General features: G+C 69.3%; 24 protein-coding genes. 20 read left to right on the top strand and 4 right to left on the bottom strand.

Annotated features, from left to right (window positions below; all coding sequences use genetic code 11):
- Nucleotides 1–102: 102 nt before the first annotated feature.
- Complete coding sequence (locus ACWCXB_RS23950; protein ID WP_450725515.1) at nucleotides 103–774, bottom strand: response regulator; 672 nt, start codon at nucleotides 772–774, stop codon at nucleotides 103–105.
- A 65-nt stretch (nucleotides 775–839) separates the two neighbouring features.
- Entirely contained in the window at nucleotides 840–1,661 is an 822-nt protein-coding gene (locus tag ACWCXB_RS23945) for a RecB family exonuclease (protein WP_450725522.1), read from the bottom strand.
- Between the two features lie 397 nt (nucleotides 1,662–2,058).
- Between ACWCXB_RS23945 and ACWCXB_RS23940 the strand changes: the two genes are divergently transcribed.
- From ACWCXB_RS23940 to ACWCXB_RS23930, 3 genes are all read left to right on the top strand, one after another.
- The gene (locus tag ACWCXB_RS23940; RefSeq protein WP_450725514.1) at nucleotides 2,059–3,306 is read left to right on the top strand and encodes a site-2 protease family protein; all 1,248 of its coding nucleotides are present in this window, start codon (nucleotides 2,059–2,061) and stop codon (nucleotides 3,304–3,306) included.
- A gap of 18 nt (nucleotides 3,307–3,324) precedes the next feature.
- The gene (locus ACWCXB_RS23935) at nucleotides 3,325–4,212 is read left to right on the top strand and encodes a tRNA (adenine-N1)-methyltransferase (RefSeq protein WP_351223935.1); all 888 of its coding nucleotides are present in this window, start codon (nucleotides 3,325–3,327) and stop codon (nucleotides 4,210–4,212) included.
- A gap of 182 nt (nucleotides 4,213–4,394) precedes the next feature.
- Nucleotides 4,395–4,970 (top strand): hypothetical protein, encoded by a 576-nt coding sequence (locus ACWCXB_RS23930; protein ID WP_450725513.1) that lies wholly within the window; start codon nucleotides 4,395–4,397, stop codon nucleotides 4,968–4,970.
- Between the two features lie 15 nt (nucleotides 4,971–4,985).
- On the opposite strand, the gene ACWCXB_RS23925 is transcribed toward ACWCXB_RS23930, so the two are convergent.
- On the bottom strand, nucleotides 4,986–5,264 hold the full coding sequence (locus tag ACWCXB_RS23925) for a ferredoxin (protein WP_450725512.1): 279 nt from the start codon (nucleotides 5,262–5,264) through the stop codon (nucleotides 4,986–4,988).
- A gap of 242 nt (nucleotides 5,265–5,506) precedes the next feature.
- Between ACWCXB_RS23925 and arc the strand changes: the two genes are divergently transcribed.
- The 5 genes from arc to prcA all read left to right on the top strand — a co-directional run bounded on the left by arc (nucleotide 5,507) and on the right by prcA (nucleotide 11,258).
- Entirely contained in the window at nucleotides 5,507–7,273 is a 1,767-nt protein-coding gene (gene arc / locus ACWCXB_RS23920; protein WP_450725511.1) for a proteasome ATPase, read from the top strand.
- A 272-nt stretch (nucleotides 7,274–7,545) separates the two neighbouring features.
- Nucleotides 7,546–9,057 carry a depupylase/deamidase Dop gene (gene dop / locus ACWCXB_RS23915; protein WP_450725510.1) on the top strand — a complete coding sequence of 504 codons (1,512 nt, stop codon included), beginning with the start codon at nucleotides 7,546–7,548 and terminating at the stop codon, nucleotides 9,055–9,057.
- A gap of 154 nt (nucleotides 9,058–9,211) precedes the next feature.
- Nucleotides 9,212–9,430: a ubiquitin-like protein Pup gene (locus ACWCXB_RS23910; RefSeq protein ID WP_093657191.1), complete on the top strand. Its 219-nt coding sequence runs from the start codon at nucleotides 9,212–9,214 to the stop codon at nucleotides 9,428–9,430.
- A 171-nt stretch (nucleotides 9,431–9,601) separates the two neighbouring features.
- Nucleotides 9,602–10,447 carry a proteasome subunit beta gene (prcB, locus tag ACWCXB_RS23905; protein ID WP_450725509.1) on the top strand — a complete coding sequence of 282 codons (846 nt, stop codon included), beginning with the start codon at nucleotides 9,602–9,604 and terminating at the stop codon, nucleotides 10,445–10,447.
- 52 nt (nucleotides 10,448–10,499) lie between these two features.
- Nucleotides 10,500–11,258: a proteasome subunit alpha gene (prcA, locus tag ACWCXB_RS23900; protein ID WP_450725508.1), complete on the top strand. Its 759-nt coding sequence runs from the start codon at nucleotides 10,500–10,502 to the stop codon at nucleotides 11,256–11,258.
- 311 nt (nucleotides 11,259–11,569) lie between these two features.
- Here prcA and ACWCXB_RS23895 read toward each other — a convergent pair whose 3' ends face one another.
- Nucleotides 11,570–12,595 (bottom strand): LacI family DNA-binding transcriptional regulator, encoded by a 1,026-nt coding sequence (locus ACWCXB_RS23895; protein ID WP_450725507.1) that lies wholly within the window; start codon nucleotides 12,593–12,595, stop codon nucleotides 11,570–11,572.
- A gap of 127 nt (nucleotides 12,596–12,722) precedes the next feature.
- Between ACWCXB_RS23895 and ACWCXB_RS23890 the strand changes: the two genes are divergently transcribed.
- The 12 genes from ACWCXB_RS23890 (at nucleotide 12,723) to tatC (ending at nucleotide 22,794) form a co-directional block, all read left to right on the top strand.
- Nucleotides 12,723–13,994, top strand: coding sequence for an MFS transporter (locus tag ACWCXB_RS23890; protein ID WP_450725506.1), 1,272 nt, complete (start codon nucleotides 12,723–12,725; stop codon nucleotides 13,992–13,994).
- Between the two features lie 9 nt (nucleotides 13,995–14,003).
- Nucleotides 14,004–15,365, top strand: coding sequence for a Pup--protein ligase (gene pafA, locus ACWCXB_RS23885; RefSeq protein WP_450725505.1), 1,362 nt, complete (start codon nucleotides 14,004–14,006; stop codon nucleotides 15,363–15,365).
- Between the two features lie 425 nt (nucleotides 15,366–15,790).
- The gene (locus ACWCXB_RS23880) at nucleotides 15,791–16,408 is read left to right on the top strand and encodes a matrixin family metalloprotease (protein WP_450725504.1); all 618 of its coding nucleotides are present in this window, start codon (nucleotides 15,791–15,793) and stop codon (nucleotides 16,406–16,408) included.
- A 191-nt stretch (nucleotides 16,409–16,599) separates the two neighbouring features.
- A complete protein-coding gene (locus ACWCXB_RS23875; RefSeq protein WP_450725503.1) occupies nucleotides 16,600–17,088 on the top strand; it encodes a hypothetical protein in 489 nt (162 codons plus the stop codon).
- 206 nt (nucleotides 17,089–17,294) lie between these two features.
- Nucleotides 17,295–18,266, top strand: coding sequence for an FKBP-type peptidyl-prolyl cis-trans isomerase (locus ACWCXB_RS23870; RefSeq protein WP_450725502.1), 972 nt, complete (start codon nucleotides 17,295–17,297; stop codon nucleotides 18,264–18,266).
- Nucleotides 18,267–18,320: 54 nt separating this feature from the next.
- Nucleotides 18,321–18,695 (top strand): FKBP-type peptidyl-prolyl cis-trans isomerase, encoded by a 375-nt coding sequence (locus ACWCXB_RS23865; RefSeq protein WP_450725501.1) that lies wholly within the window; start codon nucleotides 18,321–18,323, stop codon nucleotides 18,693–18,695.
- 134 nt (nucleotides 18,696–18,829) lie between these two features.
- Nucleotides 18,830–19,789: a helix-turn-helix transcriptional regulator gene (locus ACWCXB_RS23860; RefSeq protein WP_450725500.1), complete on the top strand. Its 960-nt coding sequence runs from the start codon at nucleotides 18,830–18,832 to the stop codon at nucleotides 19,787–19,789.
- Nucleotides 19,790–19,808: 19 nt separating this feature from the next.
- Nucleotides 19,809–20,777, top strand: coding sequence for a helix-turn-helix transcriptional regulator (locus tag ACWCXB_RS23855; protein ID WP_450725499.1), 969 nt, complete (start codon nucleotides 19,809–19,811; stop codon nucleotides 20,775–20,777).
- Between the two features lie 25 nt (nucleotides 20,778–20,802).
- Entirely contained in the window at nucleotides 20,803–21,066 is a 264-nt protein-coding gene (locus ACWCXB_RS23850) for a hypothetical protein (protein ID WP_450725498.1), read from the top strand.
- A 40-nt stretch (nucleotides 21,067–21,106) separates the two neighbouring features.
- Nucleotides 21,107–21,304 carry a hypothetical protein gene (locus ACWCXB_RS23845; protein WP_450725497.1) on the top strand — a complete coding sequence of 66 codons (198 nt, stop codon included), beginning with the start codon at nucleotides 21,107–21,109 and terminating at the stop codon, nucleotides 21,302–21,304.
- 210 nt (nucleotides 21,305–21,514) lie between these two features.
- Nucleotides 21,515–21,802: a Sec-independent protein translocase subunit TatA gene (gene tatA / locus ACWCXB_RS23840; RefSeq protein ID WP_450725496.1), complete on the top strand. Its 288-nt coding sequence runs from the start codon at nucleotides 21,515–21,517 to the stop codon at nucleotides 21,800–21,802.
- Between the two features lie 41 nt (nucleotides 21,803–21,843).
- Nucleotides 21,844–22,794, top strand: a complete 951-nt coding sequence (gene tatC / locus ACWCXB_RS23835; protein WP_450725495.1) for a twin-arginine translocase subunit TatC — start codon at nucleotides 21,844–21,846, stop codon at nucleotides 22,792–22,794.
- The last annotated feature ends 38 nt before the right edge of the window (nucleotides 22,795–22,832 follow it).

Below are 22,832 nucleotides of genomic sequence, written 5' to 3'. Positions count from 1 at the left end.
TGGCGGGCCACGGCTGCGCAACCGGCTCGATGTGCCGCGCGCCCCTTCGGCTCACTCGCCGAAGGGGCGCGCGGCCACAGGGGCGGACCGAGCCCGTAGGGCTCACTGCGCGCCGGGGCGCACCAGACCGCTCTCGTACGCGTACACCGCGGCCTGCACCCGGTCCCGCAGGCCCAGCTTCGTCAGCACATGGCCCACATGCGTCTTGACCGTCGTCTCGCTGACGAAGAGATCGGCGGCGATCTCCGCGTTCGACAGACCCCGGGCGACCAGCTTGAGCACCTCGACCTCGCGCTCGGTCAGCGTGTGCAGCGTGTCCGGGACGGCCTCCTCGCCGGACGGCAGGTGGTCCGCGTACTTGTCGAGCAGCCGGCGCGTGATGCTCGGCGCGAGCATCGCCTCGCCGGCCGCGACCACCCGGATCGCCTGGACCAGCTCGTTCGCCGGCGCGTCCTTCAGGAGGAAGCCACTGGCTCCCGCCCTCAGCGCCTCCACCACGTACTCGTCGAGGTCGAACGTGGTCAGCACCAGCACCTTCGCCGGGCCGTCCCGCCCCGGGCCGGTGATCTGCCGGGTCGCCTCCACGCCGTCCATCCGCGGCATGCGGATGTCCATCAGCACGACATCGGGCTGCAGCGCACGCACCTGGTCCAGCGCCTGCAGGCCGTCCCCGGCCTCACCGACCACCGCAATGTCCTGCTCCGCCTCCAGGATCATCCGGAAGCCGGTGCGCAACAGCGGTTGATCGTCGACCAGTAGGACGCGGATGGCCACGGGATCTCCTTCGCTAGACCGCCCCCCATTCTGCCCCGACGGCCGGCCGGCCACTCCGGCGGGCGTCAGGCCGAAGGCGCCACCGGTCCCGCCGGCACCACCGGCAGCGGGTATACCGGAGGCGTACCGCCGAACTCCGGGCACACCGCCTGGTGATCGCACCACCCGCACAGCTTCGTCGGCCGCGGCCGCCAGTCCCCCGTCTCCGTCGCCCGCATGATGGCGCCCCACAGCGCCAGCAGCTTGCGCTCCACCCGCTCGAGGTCCGCCGTCACCGGGTCGTACGTCAGCACCTCGCCGCTGCCCAGGTAGACCAGCTGCAGCCGGCGCGGCACGACACCCTTCAGCCGCCAGACGACGAGCGCGTAGAACTTCATCTGGAACAGCGCGCCCTCGCTGTACTCCGGCCGGGGCGCCTTGCCCGTCTTGTAGTCGACGATCCGCACCTCACCCGTAGGCGCGACATCGACCCGGTCGATCACCCCACGCAGCCGGAGCCCCGACTCCAGCTCCGTCTCCACGAACAGCTCACGCTCGGCGGGCTCCAATCGCGTCGGGTCCTCGAGCGTGAACCACCGCTCCACCAACTGCTCGGCCTCCGACATCCAGCGTGCCAGCCGCTCGCCGTCCGCGTCCTCGGCGAACAGCTCACCGAGCTCGGGCCGCGATTCCAGCAGCCGGTCCCACTGCCCGGGAATCAGCGCCTTGGCCCGTGGTGGCGTGCGCTGCGCCGCAGGCGCGTCGAAGAGCCGCTCCAGCACGGCATGCACGAGCGTGCCCCGGGTCGCCGCCTCGCTCGGCTTCTCCGGCAGCTTGTCGATCACCCGGAACCGGTACAGCAGCGGGCACTGCATGAAATCGCTTGCCCGCGAAGGAGACAGTGACATCGGCGGCCGGCCCTCCGGTGCGGTCGGAGGCACCTCCGGCGGGGAGGGATGGCCGTCCGCCACCGACGGCTGGTCCTCCGGGACGGACGGGCCGCCCTCCCGAACGGGCGCGAGCACCTCCCCGGCAGGCGCGGGCATCTCCCCGACGGGCGCGGGCACCTCCCCGACGGGCCCGGGCATCTCCGCGGCAGGCGCGGGCACCGCCACAGCAGGTGCCGGCCCCTCCGAAGCGGGTGCGCGGCCTTCCGAAGCGGGCGGCTGACTCGTACTCATGACGTAGACCCTACGGCCCGCCACTGACAGCGAGCGGCATACCATCGACGACAGACCCTCTCGCACTGCATGATCGAGCGAGCGACATGATCGAGCGAGCCACGTCTCGCAACGAAGGGAACCCGTGAACAAGGACGAGGAAAGCGGCGAGCAGACGCGGCCGCAGTCCGGCACGGGGGGAGCGGACCCCGCGAGCGGCAAGCAGCAACGCTCCGACGAGCCCGGCGGCGGCATCCTCATGGGGCGTCCCTTCGGCGTGCCCGTCTACGTCGCCCCCAGCTGGTTCCTCGTCGCGGCCCTGATCACCTGGGTCTTCGGCGGACAGCTCGACAGGGTCCTGCCCGAACTCGGCGGCGCCCGCTACCTCGTCTCGCTCTTCTTCGCTGTCGCTTTCTACGCGTCCGTGCTCGTCCACGAACTGGCCCACACCATCGCCGCGCTCCGCTTCAAACTGCCGGTGCGCCGCATCCAGCTCCAGTTCTTCGGCGGCGTCTCGGAGATCGAGAAGGAGTCCGAGACACCCGGCCGCGAATTCGTCCTCGCCTTCGTCGGACCACTGCTCTCGCTCGTCCTCGCCGGCGTCTTCTACCTCGCCATGCAGGTCGTGGAACCCGGAACCGTCCCCGGCGTGCTGCTCGCCGGACTGATGATCTCCAACCTGATCGTCGCCGCCTTCAACCTGCTGCCCGGACTGCCGCTGGACGGCGGCCGGATGCTCCGTGCGGTCGTCTGGAAGATCACCGGCAGGCCGATGAGCGGAACCGTCGCCGCCGCCTGGGTCGGCCGGGCGCTCGCCGTCGCCGTCCTGATCGGCCTCCCGCTGCTCACGCACACCGGCGTCCTCGGCAATGCCACCGAGGACATCGGCGGTATGGACACCGTCACCGATGCGCTGCTCGCCGCCATCCTCGCGGCCATCATCTGGACCGGCGCCGGCAACAGCCTCCGCATGGCCCGACTGCGCGAGCACCTCCCCGAGCTGCGTGCCCGCACCCTCACCAGGCGTGCCGTCCCCGTCGAGTCCGACACCCCCCTCTCCGAGGCCCTCCGCCGCGCCAACGAGGCGGGAGCACGCGCCCTCGTCGTCGTCGACGGCCACGGCGACCCGACAGCCCTGGTCCGCGAGTCCGCCATCGTCGGTGTCCCCGAGCACCGCCGCCCCTGGGTCGCCGTCAGCGGCCTCGCCCAGGAGCTCACCGAGGGCATGAAGGTCCCCGCCGAACTCGCCGGCGAAGCCCTCCTCGACCGGCTCCGGGCCACGCCCGCCACCGAATACCTCGTCGTCGAGGAGACGGGCGAGATCTACGGCGTCCTGTCCACGGCGGACGTCGAGCGCGCCTTCGTCAAGGCCATGGCAAGACCGTCCGCATAACCCCGGTACTCTGGTCACATGTCCGAACCGACCGGTGCCGCCCGCCGTCGCGGGCCCTTCAAGGTCGGGGACCAGGTCCAGCTCACCGACCCCAAGGGACGCCACTACACGTTCACGCTCGAGGCCGGGAAGAATTTCCACACCCACAAGGGTTCCTTCCCGCACGACGAGCTGATCGGCGCTCCCGAGGGCAGTGTTGTCCGTACCACGGGAAACGTCGCCTACCTCGCGCTGCGCCCCCTGCTCCCCGACTACGTCCTGTCCATGCCCCGCGGCGCCGCCGTGGTCTACCCCAAGGACGCGGGGCAGATCCTCGCCTTCGCTGACATCTTTCCCGGCGCGCGCGTCGTCGAGGCAGGGGTCGGCTCCGGCTCGCTGAGCAGCTTCCTGCTCCGGGCCATCGGCGACGAGGGCATGCTGCACTCGTACGAGCGCCGTGAGGACTTCGCGGAGATCGCGAAGGGCAACGTCGAGCGGTACTTCGGCGGACCGCACCCCGCCTGGACGCTCACCGTCGGTGACCTCCAGGACAACCTCTCGGACGCCGACGTCGACCGCGTCATCCTGGACATGCTCGCCCCCTGGGAGTGCCTGGAGGCCGTCTCCAAGGCGCTCGTCCCGGGCGGCATCCTCTGCTGCTACGTGGCGACCACCACCCAGCTGGCGCGGACCGTGGAGTCCATCCGCGAGATCGGCTGCTACGCCGAGCCGCAGCCCTGGGAGTCCATGATCCGCAACTGGCACGTCGAGGGTCTGGCCGTCCGCCCGGACCACCGGATGATCGGCCACACCGGCTTCCTCGTCACGGCCCGCCGCCTCGCGGACGGTGTCGAGCCCCCCATGCGCCGCCGCCGGCCCGCCAAGGGCGCCTACGGCGAGGACTACGAGGGGCCGAACAAGGGCTGACCACCCATCAGGGCTGACGCCCTGCACAACGCAGTGGTGCCGTCGTCGAGTTCCCGGAAAGTGCCCGGGAACTCGGTGGCGGCACCTTTACGTTGGCATTGCCCACCCCCCTGTTCCCGCCTCCTGTGACGTATGGCACGATGCCTCCCACCCCCACCGGCACCTCACAGGAGACTCCCCGCGTGCAGACCTCCGCGACGCTTCCGGACCTCGCGCACACTCACGCCCGCCCGGTGCACTGGCTCGCCACCGCGACGGCGATGGCCGCGGTCGTCGCCGGGGCGGGATTTCTCCAGCCCGACGCCGCGAAAGCGGACCAGTCGGGCACCGAGGTCGCCGCGGCCGCGGCGCCCGCGCCGGACGCCGCCGCGGTGGAACTGCCCCTCGAGTGCGGCGGAGCCGGTACGACAGTCGTGAAGAAGGCCTCGGGGGACCTGGACGGGGACGGCGGCGCCGAGACGGTCGTGGTGGCCCGCTGCGAGGCCGGTTCGGGCACCCCGCCGAGCGGCGTCTTCGTCATCGCGCGGTCCTCCGCCGGGCAGCCGCGTGTCGTGGCGACCCTGGTCGAACCGTCCGAGCGCCTCAGCGTCACCGAATTCGCCGTCCGTGACGGCGCGGTCACCGCGACGCTCCTCGGCTACTCCTCGTCCGACGTCCCGCGCTGCTGCCCGGACGAACAGGAGAAGGTCAAGTGGCAGTGGCGCGGAGGGAAGTTCGTCGAGTCCACTCGGACCGATTCCGCCACGGACGGTGCGTGAACGGTCACACTGCGTCTACTCGGCGTCGGGTCCGTACACCTCGATCTTGTCCGAAACGCGACGTACATGGATGCAGTCGCCCGGGCACTCCTTGGCCGAGTCGATGACATCGGTCAGCAGCGGCAGCGGTACGGGCGTTGTGGCACCGGGCTGCTGCAACAGCTCGTCCTCCGTGCTCTTCACGTAGGCCAGACCGTCGATGTCCAGCTCGAAGACCTCGGGCGCGTACTGGGCGCAGATGCCGTCGCCGGTGCAGAGGTCCTGGTCGATCCAGACTTCGAGAGCCTCGTTCATGTCGCCTGCCGTTCCTGCGCGGTGTGCATCAATAGGTGCCAGCCCTGACGGGTGTTGACCGTTCCGACGATACAACCGCCCGCTTTCCGATGTTGATGGGTGGGTATTCCCCTGGCGTGAGGGAGAGCGCAAGGGTGAAGATCGGACACACCCCTTCCGTCTTTGTGATCTAGGGGTTTCAATCACCACCCACCCAGGTAGGGTCAGGAAGCGTCCAGCTCCCCTTGGAGGAGGTGAGGACCGTGGCAGCCCACGACGACGACAACAACCGCGGCTTCCGGCCGGGACGGGGGTCTGAAGACCCTGCCGGCCAGGTTGCCTATCTTGAGCAGGAGATCGCCGTCCTGCGCCGCAAGCTCGCCGACTCTCCGCGTCATACGAGGATTCTCGAAGAGCGGATCGTCGAGCTGCAGACAAACCTGGCCGGCGTGTCCGCTCAGAACGAACGACTGGCGAACACGCTCCGTGAGGCCCGCGACCAGATCGTGGCCCTCAAGGAAGAGGTCGACCGGCTCGCACAGCCGCCGGCCGGCTTCGGTGTCTTCCTGCAGGCGAACGAGGACGGCACCTGCGACATCTTCACCGGGGGCCGCAAGCTCCGGGTGAACGTCAGCCCCAGCGTCGAGCTCGACGAGCTCAGGCGCGGCCAGGAAGTCATGCTCAACGAGGCGCTCAACGTGGTCGATGCCATGGAGTACGAGCGCGCCGGGGACATCGTCACCCTCAAGGAGATCCTCGAGGACGGCGAGCGGGCCCTGGTGATCGGGCACACCGACGAGGAACGGGTGGTCAGGCTCGCCGAGCCGCTGCTGGACATGACCATCCGCCCCGGCGACGCCCTGCTGCTCGAGCCGCGCTCCGGCTATGTGTACGAGGTGATCCCGAAGAGCGAGGTCGAAGAGCTCGTCCTCGAAGAGGTCCCGGACGTCGACTACGACAAGATCGGCGGTCTGGGCAACCAGATCGAGATGATCCGCGACGCGGTCGAGCTCCCGTACCTCTACCCTGACCTCTTCAGGGAGCACGAACTGCGGCCGCCGAAGGGCATCCTGCTCTACGGCCCGCCCGGCTGCGGAAAGACGCTGATCGCCAAGGCCGTCGCCAACTCCCTTGCCAAGAAGGTCGCCGAGGTGACCGGCCAGCCCGCGGGGAAGAGCTACTTCCTCAACATCAAGGGCCCCGAGCTCCTCAACAAGTACGTCGGTGAGACCGAGCGGCACATCCGCCTCGTCTTCCAGCGTGCCCGGGAGAAGGCGAGCGAGGGCACCCCCGTCATCGTCTTCTTCGACGAGATGGAGTCCCTCTTCCGCACCCGCGGCTCCGGTGTCAGCTCGGACGTCGAGAACACGATCGTTCCGCAGCTGCTCGCCGAGATCGACGGTGTGGAGGGCCTCGAGAATGTGATCGTGATCGGCGCCTCCAACCGGGAGGACATGATCGACCCCGCGATCCTGCGGCCCGGCCGGCTCGACGTCAAGATCAAGATCGAGCGCCCGGACGCGGAGGCCGCGAAGGACATCTTCGCGAAGTACCTCACGCCTTCGCTGCCGCTGCACTCGGACGATCTCGCCGAGCACACCGGCTCCAAGGAGGCGGCGGTCCACGGCATGATCCAGTCGGTCGTGGAGCAGATGTACGCCGAGTCCGAGGAGAACCGCTTCCTCGAGGTCACCTACGCGAACGGCGACAAGGAAGTCCTGTACTTCAAGGACTTCAATTCCGGCGCCATGATCCAGAACATTGTGGACCGGGCCAAGAAGATGGCCATCAAGGCCTTCCTCGACCACAACCAGAAGGGTCTGCGGGTCTCCCACCTCCTCCAGGCATGTGTGGACGAGTTCAAGGAGAACGAGGACCTGCCGAACACGACGAACCCGGACGACTGGGCCCGGATCTCCGGTAAGAAGGGCGAGCGGATCGTCTTCATCCGCACCCTTGTCACCGGAAAGCAGGGCGCGGACACCGGACGCTCCATCGACACGGTGGCAAACACCGGCCAGTACCTGTAGATCGCAGTCCGGCTGCGGATGTCCTGGGGGTCTCCCCGCCTGAGGTAGGGGGAGGACATCCGCAGCCGCCTGCTTTCCACGGGCCCCGGACGGGTAATCGCACCAGACAGAGCAATGACGGAATTGATCTCCCCACCAGCGCAGAGGCGTTCTAGGCTCTTCCGTACCGCCGTGTCGCGCAGTGCGGGGACGGGCACCGCACACGCATCGGAGACCGAGCGGTACTTGAGCGCCGCTCCCGGACGGGAGCGCCGCCGGGCAAGGAGGGCCGCATGACCGTACGGCGAGTAATGGGCATCGAGACGGAGTACGGGATCTCCGTCCCCGGCCACCCGAACGCCAATGCCATGCTCACCTCGTCCCAGATTGTCAACGCCTACGCGGCGGCGATGCACCGGGCACGACGCGCCCGCTGGGACTTCGAGGAGGAGAACCCGCTGCGGGACGCCCGCGGCTTCGACCTCGCCCGCGAGGCCGCCGACTCCAGCCAGCTCACGGACGAGGACATCGGCCTGGCCAACGTGATCCTCACCAACGGGGCCAGGCTCTACGTCGACCACGCCCACCCCGAGTACAGCGCCCCCGAGGTCACCAATCCGCGCGATGCCGTCCTCTGGGACAAGGCAGGCGAGCGGATCATGGCGGAGGCCGCCGAGCGGGCCGCCCAGCTCCCCGGCGCCCAGCCGATCCACCTGTACAAGAACAACACCGACAACAAGGGCGCGTCCTACGGCACGCACGAGAACTACCTGATGAAGCGGGAGACCCCGTTCTCGGACATCGTGCGCCATCTGACGCCGTTCTTCGTCTCGCGGCAGGTCGTCACCGGTGCCGGCCGCGTGGGCATCGGCCAGGACGGCCACGAGCACGGCTTCCAGATCAGCCAGCGGGCCGACTACTTCGAGGTCGAGGTCGGCCTCGAGACCACGCTCAAGCGCCCCATCATCAACACCAGGGACGAGCCGCACGCCGACGCGGAGAAGTACCGCCGCCTCCATGTGATCATCGGCGACGCGAACCTCTCCGAGATCTCGACGTACCTCAAGCTCGGCACGACCGCGCTGGTCCTGTCCATGATCGAGGACGGATTCATCAATGTCGACCTGGCGGTCGACCAGCCGGTCCGTACCCTGCACCAGGTCTCGCACGACCCGACCCTGCAACGACTGGTCACTCTCCGCAGCGGCAGGACGCTCACCGCCGTCCAGCTGCAGATGGAGTACTTCGAGCTCGCCCGCAAGTACGTCGAGGAGCGTTTCGGCGTCGACGCGGACGAGCAGACCAAGGACGTCCTGATCCGCTGGGAGGACACCCTCAACCGGCTCGAGAACGACCCGATGAGCCTGTCCGGGGAGCTCGACTGGATCGCCAAGCGGGAGATCCTCGAGGGCTACCGGCGCCGGGACGCCCTGGACTGGGACGCGGCGCGGCTGCACCTCGTGGACCTGCAGTACGCGGACGTACGCCCCGAGAAGGGCCTGTACAACCGTCTGGTGGCCCGCGGCAAGATGAAGCGGCTCCTGGACGAGCCCGACGTCGAGCGGGCCGAGAGCAAGCCTCCTGAGGACACCAGGGCGTATTTCCGCGGTCGCTGCCTGGAGCAGTACGCGGACGACGTCGCCGCGGCCTCCTGGGACTCGGTGATCTTCGATCTGCCGGGCCGTGACTCTCTGCAACGAGTGCCCACGCTGGAGCCACTGCGGGGCACCCGTAACCACGTCAAGGAGCTGCTGGACCGGTGCCGCACCGCGGAGGACCTGGTCCGTGTCCTGTCGGGAGGCTGAGTCCTGTCCGGAGGCTGAAATGGTCCGCGTCCGGGAATCATCGAGGTGACCCCCGGACGTTGAGGAAAGTGCGGGGCCGATGTCAGACCCTGCTTGTAGGGTCTGATCTTGAGTGGGCCGAACCAAACGGGCAAAACCGAGCGGGGTGAGGGATATGGCGACCAAGGACACCGGCGGCGGGCAGCAGCGTGCTACACGCTCCACCGAGGAGGTCGAGGAGCAGGCGCAGGATGCGCAGGCCTCCGAAGACCTCAAGGAGCGCCAGGAGAAGCTGTCGGACGACGTCGACTCCGTACTCGACGAGATCGACGACGTCCTCGAGGAGAACGCCGAGGACTTCGTGCGGTCCTTCGTCCAAAAGGGCGGAGAGTAACTCCTCCTAACGGCGTTGGGGGTACTCCCAGTTGTCCGTCCCGGTGCGGCCGGCCCCAGGGCCGACGGCATCGGGACGGATGACCGGCGACGGCACGGGTAAGGTCCGTGCAGTGCATGCAAGATCGGCCTTGCCCAGGTGGCGGGCCGCCGCCAATTCGGAAGGAATCGCGTGGAAGCCAACCCTCGTAGCACCGGGCGTCTGCCGGCAGCCTTCCTGACGCCCGGCTCGTCCTCGTTCATGGACTTCCTGGGCGAGCACTCCCCGGACCTGCTTCCGGGCAAGCGTGTCCTGCCGCCTGTGCAGGGCGCCATCGAAGCACCCCACGGCACGACGATCGTCGCCGCGTCCTTCCCCGGCGGCGTGGTGCTCGCCGGTGACCGCCGGGCGACCATGGGCAACCTCATCGCCCAGCGCGACATCGAGAAGGTGTTCCCCGCCGACGAGTACTCGGCGGTGGGCATCGCCGGCACGGCCGGTCTCGCGGTCGAGATGGTCAAGCTCTTTCAGCTGGAGCTCGAGCATTTCGAGAAGGTCGAAGGCGCCCAGCTCTCCCTTGAGGGCAAGGCGAACCGTCTCTCCACGATGATCCGGAGCAACCTCGGCATGGCCATGCAGGGCCTTGCCGTGGTCCCGCTCTTCGCCGGCTGGGACGTCGACCGCGAGAAGGGCCGGATCTTCTCGTACGACGTCACGGGCGGCCGTTCCGAGGAGCACGGCTTCGCGGCCACGGGCTCCGGTTCGCTCTTCGCCCGCGGGGCGATGAAGAAGCTCTATCGCGAGGACCTGACGGAGCAGCAGTCCATCACCCTCGTCATCCAGGCGCTGTACGACGCGGCCGACGACGACTCCGCGACGGGCGGCCCGGACGTGGCCCGCAGGATCTACCCGATCGTGACCGTCATCACCGACGAAGGCTTCCGGAAGCTGACCGAGGCCGAGTCCTCCGAGATCGCCCGCTCGATCCTGGAGCGCCGGCTCGAACAGCCCGACGGCCCGCGCGCCGCGCTGCTCTGATGCCCCTTCTTCTGGAACCGATATGCCACTGACAGAAAGGGACGGATAGCCGGTGTCGACGCCGTTCTATGTCTCACCCCAGCAGGCCATGGCCGACCGGGCGGAGTACGCCCGCAAGGGCATCGCCCGCGGCCGCAGCCTGGTTGTGCTGCAGTACGCCGACGGCATTGTCTTCGTCGGTGAGAACCCGTCCCGTGCGCTGCACAAGTTCAGCGAGATCTACGACCGGATCGGCTTCGCCGCGGCCGGCAAGTACAACGAGTACGAGAACCTGCGCATCGGCGGCGTGCGCTACGCCGACCTGCGGGGCTACACGTACGACCGTGACGATGTGACAGCCCGTGGGCTCGCCAACGTCTACGCGCAGACGCTCGGCACGATCTTCTCCAGCGCCGGCGAGAAGCCGTACGAGGTGGAGCTGGTCGTCGCCGAGGTCGGTACGTCGCCCGAGGGGGACCAGATCTACCGGCTGCCGCACGACGGCTCGATCGTGGACGAGCACGGCTCGGTCGCGGTCGGCGGCAACGCGGAGCAGATCAGCAGCTTCCTCGACCAGCGGCACCGGGACGGGATGTCGCTCGCCGAGGCGCTGAAGCTCGCGGTGCAGGCGTTGTCCCGCGACACCAACGGGACGGAGCGGGAGATCCCCGCGGAGCGGCTGGAGGTGGCGATCCTGGACCGGACGCGGCCGCAGCAGCGGAAGTTCAAGCGCATCGTAGGGCGGCAGCTGTCGCGTCTGCTGCAGGCGGACGACGCGGCGTCCGCGCCCACGGAGGCGCCGTCGGACGAGGAGCAGGACGAGGAGGCGTAACCGCCTCCCTGGGCCCCTGTAGTGGGCCCCACGCCCCCGCCCCGGACGCGTATGCGCCCGGGGCGGGGGCGTTCCTTGGGGTGGGCGGTGTCGTGGTGGCGTCCGGTGTGTCCGTCCTCAAGCGCCGGACGGGCTCGGGGTGCGCCGGTGGGTGGTGGTGCGGGGCCCCTCCGGGCTCGCCTCCTCGAAATCGGTGGGTACGGCGTCATCCGGTACGGGCAGCCGACTTCTGCGGGGCGATCCTGCACGGCCCCGCCCCGGCCGTTCCCCGGGTGCGGGCCGTGGGTGGTCCGGTCGATGGCGGAACGGCGTCAGTGCGGTGGCGGGGCCGTGGAGGCGCGCGGGATCAGGGTGACCGGGAGCGCGCCCGGGGTCGGGGGCTCGCCCCGAAGGACGGAGAGCAGCGCGGACATGCCCGCCTCGCCCACGCGCTCCGCGGGGAGGCGGACCGTCGTGAGCTCCGGTTCCAGGGCCGTCGCGAGGGCCAGGTCGTCGAAGCCGGTCACCGAGACGTCCTCCGGCACGCGCAGGCCCAGGCGCCGGACCGCTTTGCACGCGCCCGCAGCCAGGACGTCGTCGTCGCAGATCAGTGCCGTGGGCCGCGGCCCGGGCCCGGCCAGGGCCCGCTCGGCCGCCTCCCGCGCCCCACTCACGTCCAGCGGAGCCGGAAAGGTACGAAGAGAGGCCCCCGGCGCCGCCCGCAGCGCCGCGCCCAGCGCCCTGGCCCGTACCTCGAAGGTCCAGGACGGCACGGCCGACGCCAGATGGACGAGGCGCCGGTGGCCGAGACCGAGCAGATGGTCCGTCACCTGGCGCATGCCGTCCGCGATGTCGAGGTTCACCTGGGCCGCCGACGCCGGATCGGACGGGTCGCTGTCGAGCATCACCAGCGGCAGATCGGTGCCGCGGATCGCGTCCAGCGCGCCCGCCGCCATCGACGAGGCGATCACCCCGTCCAGCGCGGCCCGCGCCGAGGCGAACGGGTCCTTCGCGGGTCCGACGCCCTCCGGGGAGGGGTAGAGCACCACGCCGAAGCCGTGCTCGGAGGCGACGGCCGCCGCGCCCGCGTACACCCGTGCGAAGAACTCGTTGGTCAGGGCGGGCACCACCAGCAGCGCCGTCCGCGTGCGGCCCAGCCGCAGATTGCGGGCCGCCAGATTCGGCCGGTAGCCGAGCTCCCCGGCCGTGCGCCTGACCAGATCCGCGGTGCGCTCGGAGACCCGGCCCCGCCATTTGTCGCCGAGCACGAGCGACACTGTGGCCTGCGAGACACCCGCCGCCCGCGCCACGTCCTTGCTGGTCGGCCGCGCGCCGCCGACGGGCTCCCGGGTCTGCACACTTGCCTCCGCGCGTCGCGTCGTCCGCCGCGAGGGGTGGACTCGCGGCCTGCGGACATGATACGTATGACCTACGACGTTATACGTAAAACTCCGCGGGAAGCGGGGCCGACCGAAGAGGCGGGACATGGCCGCGGGAGCGTCCGGGTACGCAGACATCCTCAAGGCGCCGCACGCCGCGCGCCTGCTCGCAGGCACCCTCGTCGGCCGCCTGCCGAACGCCACCGCACATGTCGCGATCGTGCTGTTCATCCGCGCCGAGGGCGGCAGCTACACCCTCGCGGGCGCCCTCACGGCCGTCTACGGTCTCGCCACTGCCGTCGGGCAGCCGCTCCTCGGCCGCCTCGTCGACCTGCACGGACAGCCCAGGGTCCAGTTGCCCGCCGCCGTCGTCTCCGCACTCGGCATGGTGCTGTTCGCCGTCACCGGCATCGCCCCGCTCTCGGTGGCATACGCGGCAGTCATCGTCGCCGGCCTCTTCACTCCGCCGCTCGAAGGCGGTCTGCGCGCGCTCTGGCCGATCGTTCTCGGCCATCGCGAGGACCGGGTCCACCGCGCCTACGCCATGGACGCGATCGCCCAGGAGGTCATGTTCACGGTCGGTCCGTTGCTGGTGACGCTGCTCGTCTGGCTCTTCTCGCCCGCGGCCGCACTCCTGGTCATCAATGCCGTCGGAGTCGCGGGCGCGCTGTCGGTGGTGCTCTCCGAGCCGTCCAGGACCTGGCGTTCCGCACCCCGCGAGGCCCACTGGCTGGGTGCTCTCCGCTCGCCCGGGCTGCTCGCCCTGCTCGGCTCGTTCTTCTTCGTCGGCCTCGCCCTCGGCTCCATCACCGTCGCCGGTGTCGCATACGCCGACGACCACGGCCACGCCTCCGTGTACGGCTGGCTGATGGCCGCCCTCGGCCTCGGTGCCCTCGTCGGCGGCGCCGTCTACGGCGCCCGTCAGTGGGCCGGTGCACCCGAACGCCGCCTGCGCGTCATCGTCGGCCTGCTCGCGCTCGGCTATCTGCCGCTCATGCTCACCCCCGGTGTCACCGCGATGACCGCCCTCGGCGCCGTCGCCGGCGTGTTCCTGGCGCCGGCCATCGCGTGCGCGTTCATCGTCGTCGACCGGCACGCCCCCCGGGGCACCGTCACCGAGGCGTTCTCCTGGCTCGTGACCACGTTCGGCGTCGGCGCGGCCGCCGGAACGGCGACCGCGGGCCCGGCGGTGGAACTCGGTGGGACCGTCGCGGGCTTCGCCGTCGCGGGCGCCGGCGGACTCGCCGCACTGCTCGTTCTGCTGGCCACCGGACGGGTCCTCGCACTTCCCGGCCGCACCGAACACATCGCGTCAGCGGATGAAAATGATCGAAGCGGTGCTGTCGAACCCGGTTTCAGCTCAGGCCATCAGGCGTAATGTTCAGTCATGGACCGCCGCATTTTCGGGCTGGAGAACGAGTACGGCGTCACGTGCACGTTCAGGGGACAGCGCCGACTGTCTCCTGACGAAGTGGCGCGCTACCTCTTCCGCCGTGTTGTGTCATGGGGCCGCAGCAGCAACGTCTTCCTGCGCAATGGGGCCCGCCTCTACCTGGACGTGGGTTCGCATCCGGAGTACGCAACTCCCGAATGCGACAACGTGACCGAGCTGGTCACTCACGACAAGGCAGGCGAGCGCATCCTCGAGGGCCTGCTCGTCGACGCCGAACGCCGCCTGCACGAGGAGGGAATCGCGGGCGACGTCTACCTCTTCAAGAACAACACCGATTCGGCGGGAAACTCCTACGGCTGCCACGAGAACTACCTCGTCGCCCGCCATGGAGAGTTCTCCCGGCTCGCGGACATCCTGATCCCGTTCCTCGTCACCCGGCAGCTGCTCTGCGGCGCGGGAAAGGTGCTGCAGACCCCGCGCGGCGCGGTCTACTGCGTCAGCCAGCGTGCCGAGCACATCTGGGAGGGCGTCAGCTCCGCCACCACCCGCTCCCGTCCCATCATCAACACCCGCGACGAGCCGCACGCCGACGCCGAGCGGTACCGCCGGCTGCACGTCATCGTGGGCGATTCGAACATGTCCGAGACGACCATGCTGCTCAAGGTCGGCGCCACCGACCTCGTGCTGCGCATGATCGAGGCGGGCACGGTGATGCGCGATCTGACGCTGGAGAACCCCATCCGGGCGATCCGCGAGGTCAGCCACGACATCACGGGCCAGCGCAAGGTGCGCCTGGCCAGCGGCCGCGAGGCCTCCGCGCTCGAGGTCCAGCGCGAGTACTACGAAAAGGCCGTGGACTTCGTCGACCGCCGCGGCATTCGCACCGGCACGGTCGAACAGGTCCTCGAACTGTGGGGCCGCACGCTCGACGCGATCGAGCAGGAGGACCTCGACCGGATCGGCACCGAGATCGACTGGGTGATGAAGTACAAGCTCATCGAGCGGTACCGGGCCAAGCACAACATGACGATGTCGCACCCCCGGGTCGCGCAGATAGACCTCGCCTACCACGACATCCACCGCCGCCGCGGGCTCTACTACCTCCTCGAGAAGAAGGGCCAGGCGGCCAGGATCTGTAACGACCTGAAGATCTTCGAGGGCAAGTCCGTGCCCCCGCAGACCACCAGGGCACGGTTGCGCGGCGACTTCATCCGCCGCGCCCAGGAGCAGCGGCGCGACTTCACCGTCGACTGGGTGCACCTCAAGCTGAACGACCAGGCGCAGCGCACCGTGTTGTGCAAGGACCCCTTCCGGTCGGTCGACGACCGGGTGGAGAAGCTGATCGCCGGTATGTAGCAAGCCGGGTCGCGTAGCAGATCGGCCGCCCGGTGCCGGGGCAAACAACCCCGGCACCGGGCGGCCGTCGTTTGTGAGAGACATGCCACATCGCCCGGCTCCCGTGCACGGGTCCGGAATTTCATATTCCAGGGGATCGACGGACATGACCTCCCGGTAAAAAGGACAGATTGCTGCAAAATTCCTCCCGGTTTCTCTATCACGTCATGTGAAATGGCGCGCCGCATTTTCGGTGCCCGCATATCTGCGCGCCGATCGGGCCGAAGAACCGACTGCTAGGGTCGACACACCGTCAATTCACCGGCAGACCAGGGATGTTGGGGAGCGCTCGACCCCCCAACTTTGCCCCGGTGAAGGACGGGCACGGAATGACCGAGCAAGGGGGAATCTTCATGCCTATCGGTGGAATATCCATGCCGTCCCTCGTGAAGGGGGGACGAAAGGCGCTTGCTCTCGGCGCCGCCGGGGCCGTACTGGCAACGGGTCTGGTGGCCGTTACAGCGTCGCCGGCTTCGGCGTACTGCACCTCCAACATGGTGAAGTGGCAGTCCTCGGGGACGAAGTCCCTGGCTGGGAACACCACCTTCCCGAGCCGCCTCAGGAACGGCCTCAACGGCGGCCTGACCCAGTGGAACCGCAACGGTTCCGGCCTGCGCTACGCCTCGCCCACGTACACCAGCGGATGGCTGATCTACACGTTCCGCGCCTCCCACAGCTACACAAGTCTGATGGGTGCCGCTCCCGGTTACGCGGCCACTCAGAAGGTCGGCAACCGGCACACCGGGGGAACGCTCTACCTCTCCAACCGCTTCACCTGGGTGAACGGCAGTCAGCACATCAGTCGAGGCAAGGCCGACGTCCAGACCGTCGTCGTGCACGAGGTGGGTCACTTCACCGGTCTCGCGCACCCCTGGAGGCCGCACTGCACCGACGGAACGGCCTACACGGCGGCCGAGAAGGCGTCGGTCATGACGGCCATCGACAGGGGAACCCGGCGCAAGCTCAACAGCGACGACGTTGCCGGCGTCAAGGCCCTTTACTGAGCGGGGGAGAGAAGATGAACGGGATGAGGCGCCTGCGCGCTCACATGGGTACGACGGTGATTCTCGCGGCCATGGCCCTGAGTGTTTCCGCGTGCTCCGGATCCGGGAATTCGACAGGGGGTCCGGCCCCCAAGGAGAAGAGTGCCGCGAGTTCCTCCCAGACGCGTGTCGTCGAGGGGCACGCATACAAAGTGGACAGCGATCCGGCCGCCGCGGTCGCATTCCCGCTGAACGAGAACGTCTTCGAAGGGACCGTCGTCTCGCGACGCCCTGACGTGCATGTCACGGACAAGCTCGAGGACGGATCCACCTTCGAGGCCGTCTACACGCCGGTCGTCATCCGCGTGGGCAAGGTCCACAAGGGCGGCCTGAGGACGGGGTCGGAAGTCGTCGTGCGATCCATGGGCGGCGTCGCGGACGGCGTGAAGTACGTGATGGAGGAGGCTCCGGCCAAGGAGACCTTCACCAAGGGCAATGAGCTGTTCGTCTTCGCCGGTCGCAACGAGGCTGTGGACTCGGAGTCGTCCCCGGCGCTCACACCGCACTTCGTGTACCTGGAGTCGGGCGCGGAGCTGATCGACGCCACCTACGCCCCGCGCACGGGGGACGGAAGCAAGGCCGCCCGGCTGAGCAGGGCGGAGTTCGACGCCGAGCTGCGGTCGCTGCGGTCCGTCTCCTGATGCCGCAGGTCCCTTCCTGATCACGCCCCGGGGACCGAGTCGCTCTCGGATCCGCCACCGTTGGACCGCCGCGGCCCTCCTCACCGTCCCGTGCGGAGAGGAGGGCCGCGGCGCGGTGAGAACGGGTGAATGGTCTTCCGCCGAGAGCCGACGCCACACCGTAGAGTGGCGACCATTGCCCGTGGCCTCGACTCACAGTTGGACTGATGAACTACAACACGAAGCGACGTATCGCCTCCCTGCTGGCCGTGCCCGTCCTGCTGTTCACCGCCGCGTGTGGGTCGGATTCCTCGAACGAGTCGACGGAAGGTGTGGCCGAGATCAAGGGGGCGTTCGGCGCCAAGCCCGAGGTCTCCGTGGCCAAGGACGCCAAGCCCTCCACCGAGACGGTGATCAAGACGGTCTCCGACGGCAAGGGCACGGAGGCCAAGAAGGGTGATTTCGTCCGGCTGGACTGGACCGTGCGGAAGTGGGACGACCCGGCCGACCTCGGCGGCACCTGGGCCGCACCCGGTGGAGACAAGCAGCCGCACCGCCAGTCGGTGGAACGCATCGGTCAGCAGAGCCAGCAGCTGCCCGCGAAGGTCCTCGACGCCGTGGCGGGCAAGAAGGCCGGTAGCCGCATCCTGGTCCAGGGCACGGCCGGTGACCTGATCGGCCAGGGCCTGAACCCCCAGTCGGGCATCACGGAGAAGGACACCCTCGTCTGGGTGCTCGACGTGGCCGGGGCGGCGGCCGTCGCCCCCAAGGGCGAGGTCAAGGGTGAGCAGGCAGCGCCCGACGCCGGAATGCCCACGGTGAAGGCCGAGCCGCAGAAGGCCGCCGTCATCACCATCCCGAAGGGTGCCAAGGCTCCCACCGAGCTCAAGCAGCAGGTGCTGATCAAGGGCACCGGCGCCAAGATCGAGCCGGGCCAGGGCCTGATCGGCCAGTACACGGGCGTGAAGTGGGAGGACGGCCAGAAGTTCGACTCCTCCTGGGACCACGGAGGAGCGATCGCCTTCCAGATCGGCACCGAATCCGTGGTGAAGGGCTGGGACCAGGGCCTGACGGGCAAGCGCATCGGTGACCGCGTGCTGCTGGTGATCCCGCCGTCCCTCGGCTACGGCGCGGACCCGAGCAACGAGCTCGCCAAGAACACGCTGGTCTTCGTCGTCGACATCCTTGGCGCTGTCTGACACCTCGATCTGTGAGACTGTCCTGGTTGCAGCAACACAACAAGGAGCACAGCAGTGAGCATCGAGAAGCCCGAGATCGACTTCCCGGGCGGCGAGCCGCCGGCCGACCTGGAGATCAAGGACATCTGGGAAGGCGACGGCCCCGAGGCCAAGGCCGGCGACACGGTCTCCGTGCACTACGTGGGCGTGGCCTTCTCCACCGGTGAGGAGTTCGACGCGTCCTGGAACCGCGGCACCCCGCTGCAGTTCCAGCTCGGTGTCGGCCAGGTCATCCAGGGCTGGGACAAGGGCGTGCAGGGCATGAAGGTCGGCGGCCGCCGCCAGCTGACCATCCCCGCGCACCTCGCGTACGGCGACCGCGGCGCCGGTGGCGGCCTCATCGCCCCGGGTGAGACGCTGATCTTCGTCTGCGACCTGGTCGCGATCTGATCGCAACCGGTTCCCAACCGGTCACAGTGGGGCCCCTGTCCGTCCGGGCAGGGGCCCCGCGCTTTTGCCACGACGCTCCGTAGCGGTAGGTTCGACGATCAGAGGACTTGCGAGGAAGGGCGGGTAGGGCGTCGATGGCCATTGCCAAGGCCGAGCGGCTGATGAACCTGGCGCTGTGTCTGCTCGGGACGCGGCGGCCGCTCAGCAAGCGCGAGCTGCGCGGCTCCATCGAGGCCTACCTGGAGGCCGGGAACGACGAGTCCTTCAACCGCATGTTCGAGCGCGACAAGGACGATCTGCGCGAACTCGGCCTGGTCATCGCCACCGTGGAGAACCTCGAGGGCGAGATCGGCTACCTCGCCCGCCGCGACTCCAACCGCCTCCCGCCCATCACCCTCGACGCCGAGGAGGCCGCCGCACTCGGCCTCGCCGCCAAGGTCTGGCAGCAGGCCCGGCTCGCCGGAGCGGCCAGCGGAGCACTGCAGAAGCTGCGTGCCGCCGGAATGCCCGAGGCCGAGGACTCGTACGACGCGGCCCAGCACAGCGCCCTCGAGCCGCGTATCCCGGTCCATGAGGCCGCCTTCGAACCGCTCATGCTCGCCTGCCGCGACCGCAGGCCCGTCGTCTTCGACTACCGCAAGTCCAATGCCGTACGCCCCGAGACCCGCCACGTCGAGCCGTGGACGCTCGAGTGCTGGCGCGGCCACTGGTACCTCGCCGGCTTCGACCGCGACCGCGGCGCCGAGCGGGTCTTCCGGCTCTCCCGCATCACCGGGCGGGTTCGCTCCCGCGCCGGCTCCTTCACCGCGCCCGTCCCCGATGTGGTCACCGTGCGCGAGACCGTGGAGAGCTGGGCGGGGGAGACCGCGACCCGTTCCGCGCTGATCAGGCTGCGGGCGGAGGCCGGCTATCCGCTGCGCGCCCGCGCCACCTCCGTACGGGAACTGGGCGACGGCTGGGACGAGTTGGAGATTCCGTACGGGCACGGACTGGACGCCTGGCTGGTCGAGTTCGGCCCGGACGTCGTCGTACTGGAGCCCGCGGACCTGCGGGCGGATGTCATGGACCGGCTGCGTGCCGTGGCCAAGGGCTGAGGGGGGGGCTCGGACAACCATGGCCGCGAACGCCATCGACCAGACCCGGCGGATGCTCTCGCTGGTGACGTATCTGCGCGAGCGCCCCGGCGCGCGCGTCGGGGACGTCGCCCGGGCCTTCGGGATCACCGAGGACGAGCTGATCTCCGACCTGGATGTGCTGCCCATGTGCGGGACCAGCTTCCGCGGCGGCGATCTGCTCGACATCGACACCGACGGCGACCGGATCTGGTGGCGCAACCCGGGCGCCCTCGCCGCCGAAGCTGCCGAGCCCCTGCGGCTCGCCGCCGACGAGGCCACCGCGCTGCTGGTCGCCGCGCGTGCCGTCGCCACCCTGCCCGGTCTGCGCGAGGGCGACCGCGAGGCGCTCCTGCGGGCCACCGCCAAGCTGGAGGCGGCGGCCGGAGAGGCCGCGGGCGCCAGCTCCCGGCTCTCGGTGACCTTCGAGTCCGAGGGCGGCGTCTTCGCCGAGGTCGACCGGGCGATCTCCGAGCGTCGCAGACTGTGGCTGCGCTACTACTCCCCGGCCCGCGACGAGCTCACCGAGCGGGAGGTCGACCCGATCCGGCTCTTCGCCGTCGGGCATACGTATATGGAGGCCTGGTGCTACCTCTCCGAGGCGCGCCGGACCTTCCGCCTCGACCGGGTCGCCGAGATCCGGCTCCTGGACGAGCCGTCCGCGCCGCCCGAGATCGAGCTGCGGGATCTGTCCGAGGGGCTGGTCCAGCCGTCGGCCGACGACCCCGAGGTCGTGATCGAGGTCGGGCCGGGCGGCCGCTGGGTCGCCGAGTACTACCCACACGACAGCGCGGAGGAGCTGCCCGAGGGCGGCCTGCGGATCACCCTGCGCACCCCTGACCCGACGTCGCTGCGACGGCTCGCGCTGCGGCTCGGGCGGGACGGCCGGATCGTCTCCCCGCAGGACCTCGCGGAGAGCGCCCGGCGGGCGGCACGCGAGGCGCTCACCGCATACGACGCCCAGGACTGACGACCGACCGCGACCGATGGGAGATATGAGGGATATGTCCGCGTTGCCCGGAATCTCGGCGCCCAAGGTCCCGGTCCTCTTCAAGGCGGCCTGCCCCGACTGCCGCGCCCGCTTCGAGCTCTCGGCGAGCGCACTGCGGCTGGCCATCGGCGCGAGCCGGCGGACCACCTTCTACTCCTTCACGTGCCCCGAGTGCGGGACGGCGGTGCGCAAGCCGGCGGGGGAGCGGATCGTGGAACTCCTCACCGGCGGCGGTGTGCGGACGCTGCGCCTCCACTCCACCGTCTGAATGTCCCTCCGGGCTCCCTCCGACCTCTAGGCTCTGCACCATGTTCTGGCCCATGCTCGCCATCGCCCTCGGATTCCTCGGGATCGCCGTCCTCGGCGTTCTCGGCATCAGGGTCTTCCTGGAGGCTCAGCGTCTCGGCCGTCAGGTGGCCAGGACCGCCGAGCTGATCAATGACGCGGCGGAGGAGCTGGAGCAGTCGGCGACGAGGCTGGCGCGGACCGGCGAAGCCTTGCGGTAGCGGGGCGCGGTCGCCGCCCGATCAGGCCCGGGAGGTACGCTGCCCGTGGCGGGCCGCACACGCGTGTGGGTCGCAAGCGCGAGTATGCACAGGCATTGCCCTGCGTTTACTCCGGCGGGTTACGATCGCTGACAACGTGGTGATCGGACGACTGTCCGACCGACCGGGCAGCCCCGCCCTTCAGCCGCCTCAGTGAGAAGGAAGTCGCACATGATCGGCAATCTGAAGCCCCTTGAGATCCTTCTGATCGTCGTGATCATCCTGTTGCTGTTCGGTGCCAAGAAGCTGCCTGACATGGCTCGTTCGCTCGGTAAGTCCGCTCGCATCCTGAAGAGCGAGGCCAAGGCGATGAAGAAGGACGACGAGGCGCCGGCGCCGACGGCGACCACGGACCAGACTGCGCAGCAGCAGGATTCGCCTCGTACGATCCAGGCCGCTCCCGGAGATGTGACGAGCAGCCGTCCGGTTTCGGAGCCGAACCGCACGACGCAGAGCTGACCTGATTCCCCGACGGTTTTCGCACGAGACGAGGAAGTGGGTTGCTCAAGTCTGCCCGCAAGCAGGAGAAGGACGCCGAGGGGCGGATGCCTCTCGGGGAGCACCTGCGTGAGCTGCGTAACCGGCTGATGAAGTCGGTCCTGGCGATCGTCGTGGTCACGATCGCCGCGGCCTTCTTCCAGAAGGAGATCTTCGAGTTCCTGATGCGGCCGATCCTCGAGTCGGTCGGCTGTGCGGACGGCGCGGAGACCATGCGCAACGGCAAGCCCTGCGCGGAGATGACCACCCAGGGGCTCCTGTCCCCGTTCACCATTGCGCTCAAGGTCGCTCTGATGACGGGTGTGCTGGCCGCCACTCCGATCTGGCTGTACCAGCTCTGGGCCTTTGTCGCTCCGGGACTTCACAACCACGAGAAGCGCTATGCGCTGAGCTTTGTGGCAGCCGGTGTCCCGCTCTTCCTGGGCGGCGCCTATCTCGCGTACGCGATCCTGCCGCAGACGGCGGAGATCATGCTCGGCTTCACGCCGGAAGGCGCGAAGAACCTGCTGCCGCTCGACGACTACCTGGATCTGATCACCCGCATGGTGATCGTCTTCGGTGCCGCCTTCGAACTGCCGCTCCTGCTCATCCTGCTCAACCTGACCGGGGTCCTCAGCGCCAGGCGCATGCTCGGCTGGTGGCGCGGAATGATCATCGGGCTCACCGCCTTCGCGGCGATCGCGACCCCGGGCGGCGAGCCGATCTCCATGCTGCTGCTGGCCGGACCGCTTGCCGTCCTGTACTTCGTGGCCGTCGCCTTCTCCTTCGTGAACGATGCACGTCGCCGGCGCAGGAACCCGGACGCCGGACTCAGCGACGACGAGGCCTCCGACCTGGACCTCACTCCCGCCCCCCTCGGCGAGATCGAGGCCGTCCCCGCCGCCGGTGCCCTGCCCGAGCAGGCGAGCGGTCAGGACCGGGACAGGATCAACGGGTACGACGACATCACGTGACCGTATGACGTGGCGCCTGCCGTGACGGTGGGGCGCAG

Source organism: Streptomyces sp. NPDC001514, from assembly GCF_053597075.1.
Note: the sequence above shows the minus strand (reverse complement) of the source record. Positions and strands in the feature narration are given on the sequence as shown.

Bases quoted from the DNA above. Each gene is read 5' to 3' on its own strand.
- pafA (WP_450725505.1), top strand. From the start codon at position 14,004: ATGGACCGCCGCATTTTCGGGCTGGAGAACGAGTACGGCGTCACGTGC.
- ACWCXB_RS23945 (WP_450725522.1), bottom strand. From the start codon at position 1,661: ATGTCACTGTCTCCTTCGCGGGCAAGCGATTTCATGCAGTGCCCGCTG.
- ACWCXB_RS23935 (WP_351223935.1), top strand. From the start codon at position 3,325: ATGTCCGAACCGACCGGTGCCGCCCGCCGTCGCGGGCCCTTCAAGGTC.
- ACWCXB_RS23925 (WP_450725512.1), bottom strand. From the start codon at position 5,264: ATGAACGAGGCTCTCGAAGTCTGGATCGACCAGGACCTCTGCACCGGC.
- ACWCXB_RS23890 (WP_450725506.1), top strand. From the start codon at position 12,723: ATGGCCGCGGGAGCGTCCGGGTACGCAGACATCCTCAAGGCGCCGCAC.
- ACWCXB_RS23855 (WP_450725499.1), top strand. From the start codon at position 19,809: ATGGCCGCGAACGCCATCGACCAGACCCGGCGGATGCTCTCGCTGGTG.
- dop (WP_450725510.1), top strand. From the start codon at position 7,546: ATGACCGTACGGCGAGTAATGGGCATCGAGACGGAGTACGGGATCTCC.
- ACWCXB_RS23845 (WP_450725497.1), top strand. From the start codon at position 21,107: ATGTTCTGGCCCATGCTCGCCATCGCCCTCGGATTCCTCGGGATCGCC.
- tatA (WP_450725496.1), top strand. From the start codon at position 21,515: ATGATCGGCAATCTGAAGCCCCTTGAGATCCTTCTGATCGTCGTGATC.
- ACWCXB_RS23860 (WP_450725500.1), top strand. From the start codon at position 18,830: ATGGCCATTGCCAAGGCCGAGCGGCTGATGAACCTGGCGCTGTGTCTG.
- ACWCXB_RS23870 (WP_450725502.1), top strand. From the start codon at position 17,295: ATGAACTACAACACGAAGCGACGTATCGCCTCCCTGCTGGCCGTGCCC.
- ACWCXB_RS23850 (WP_450725498.1), top strand. From the start codon at position 20,803: ATGAGGGATATGTCCGCGTTGCCCGGAATCTCGGCGCCCAAGGTCCCG.
- ACWCXB_RS23910 (WP_093657191.1), top strand. From the start codon at position 9,212: ATGGCGACCAAGGACACCGGCGGCGGGCAGCAGCGTGCTACACGCTCC.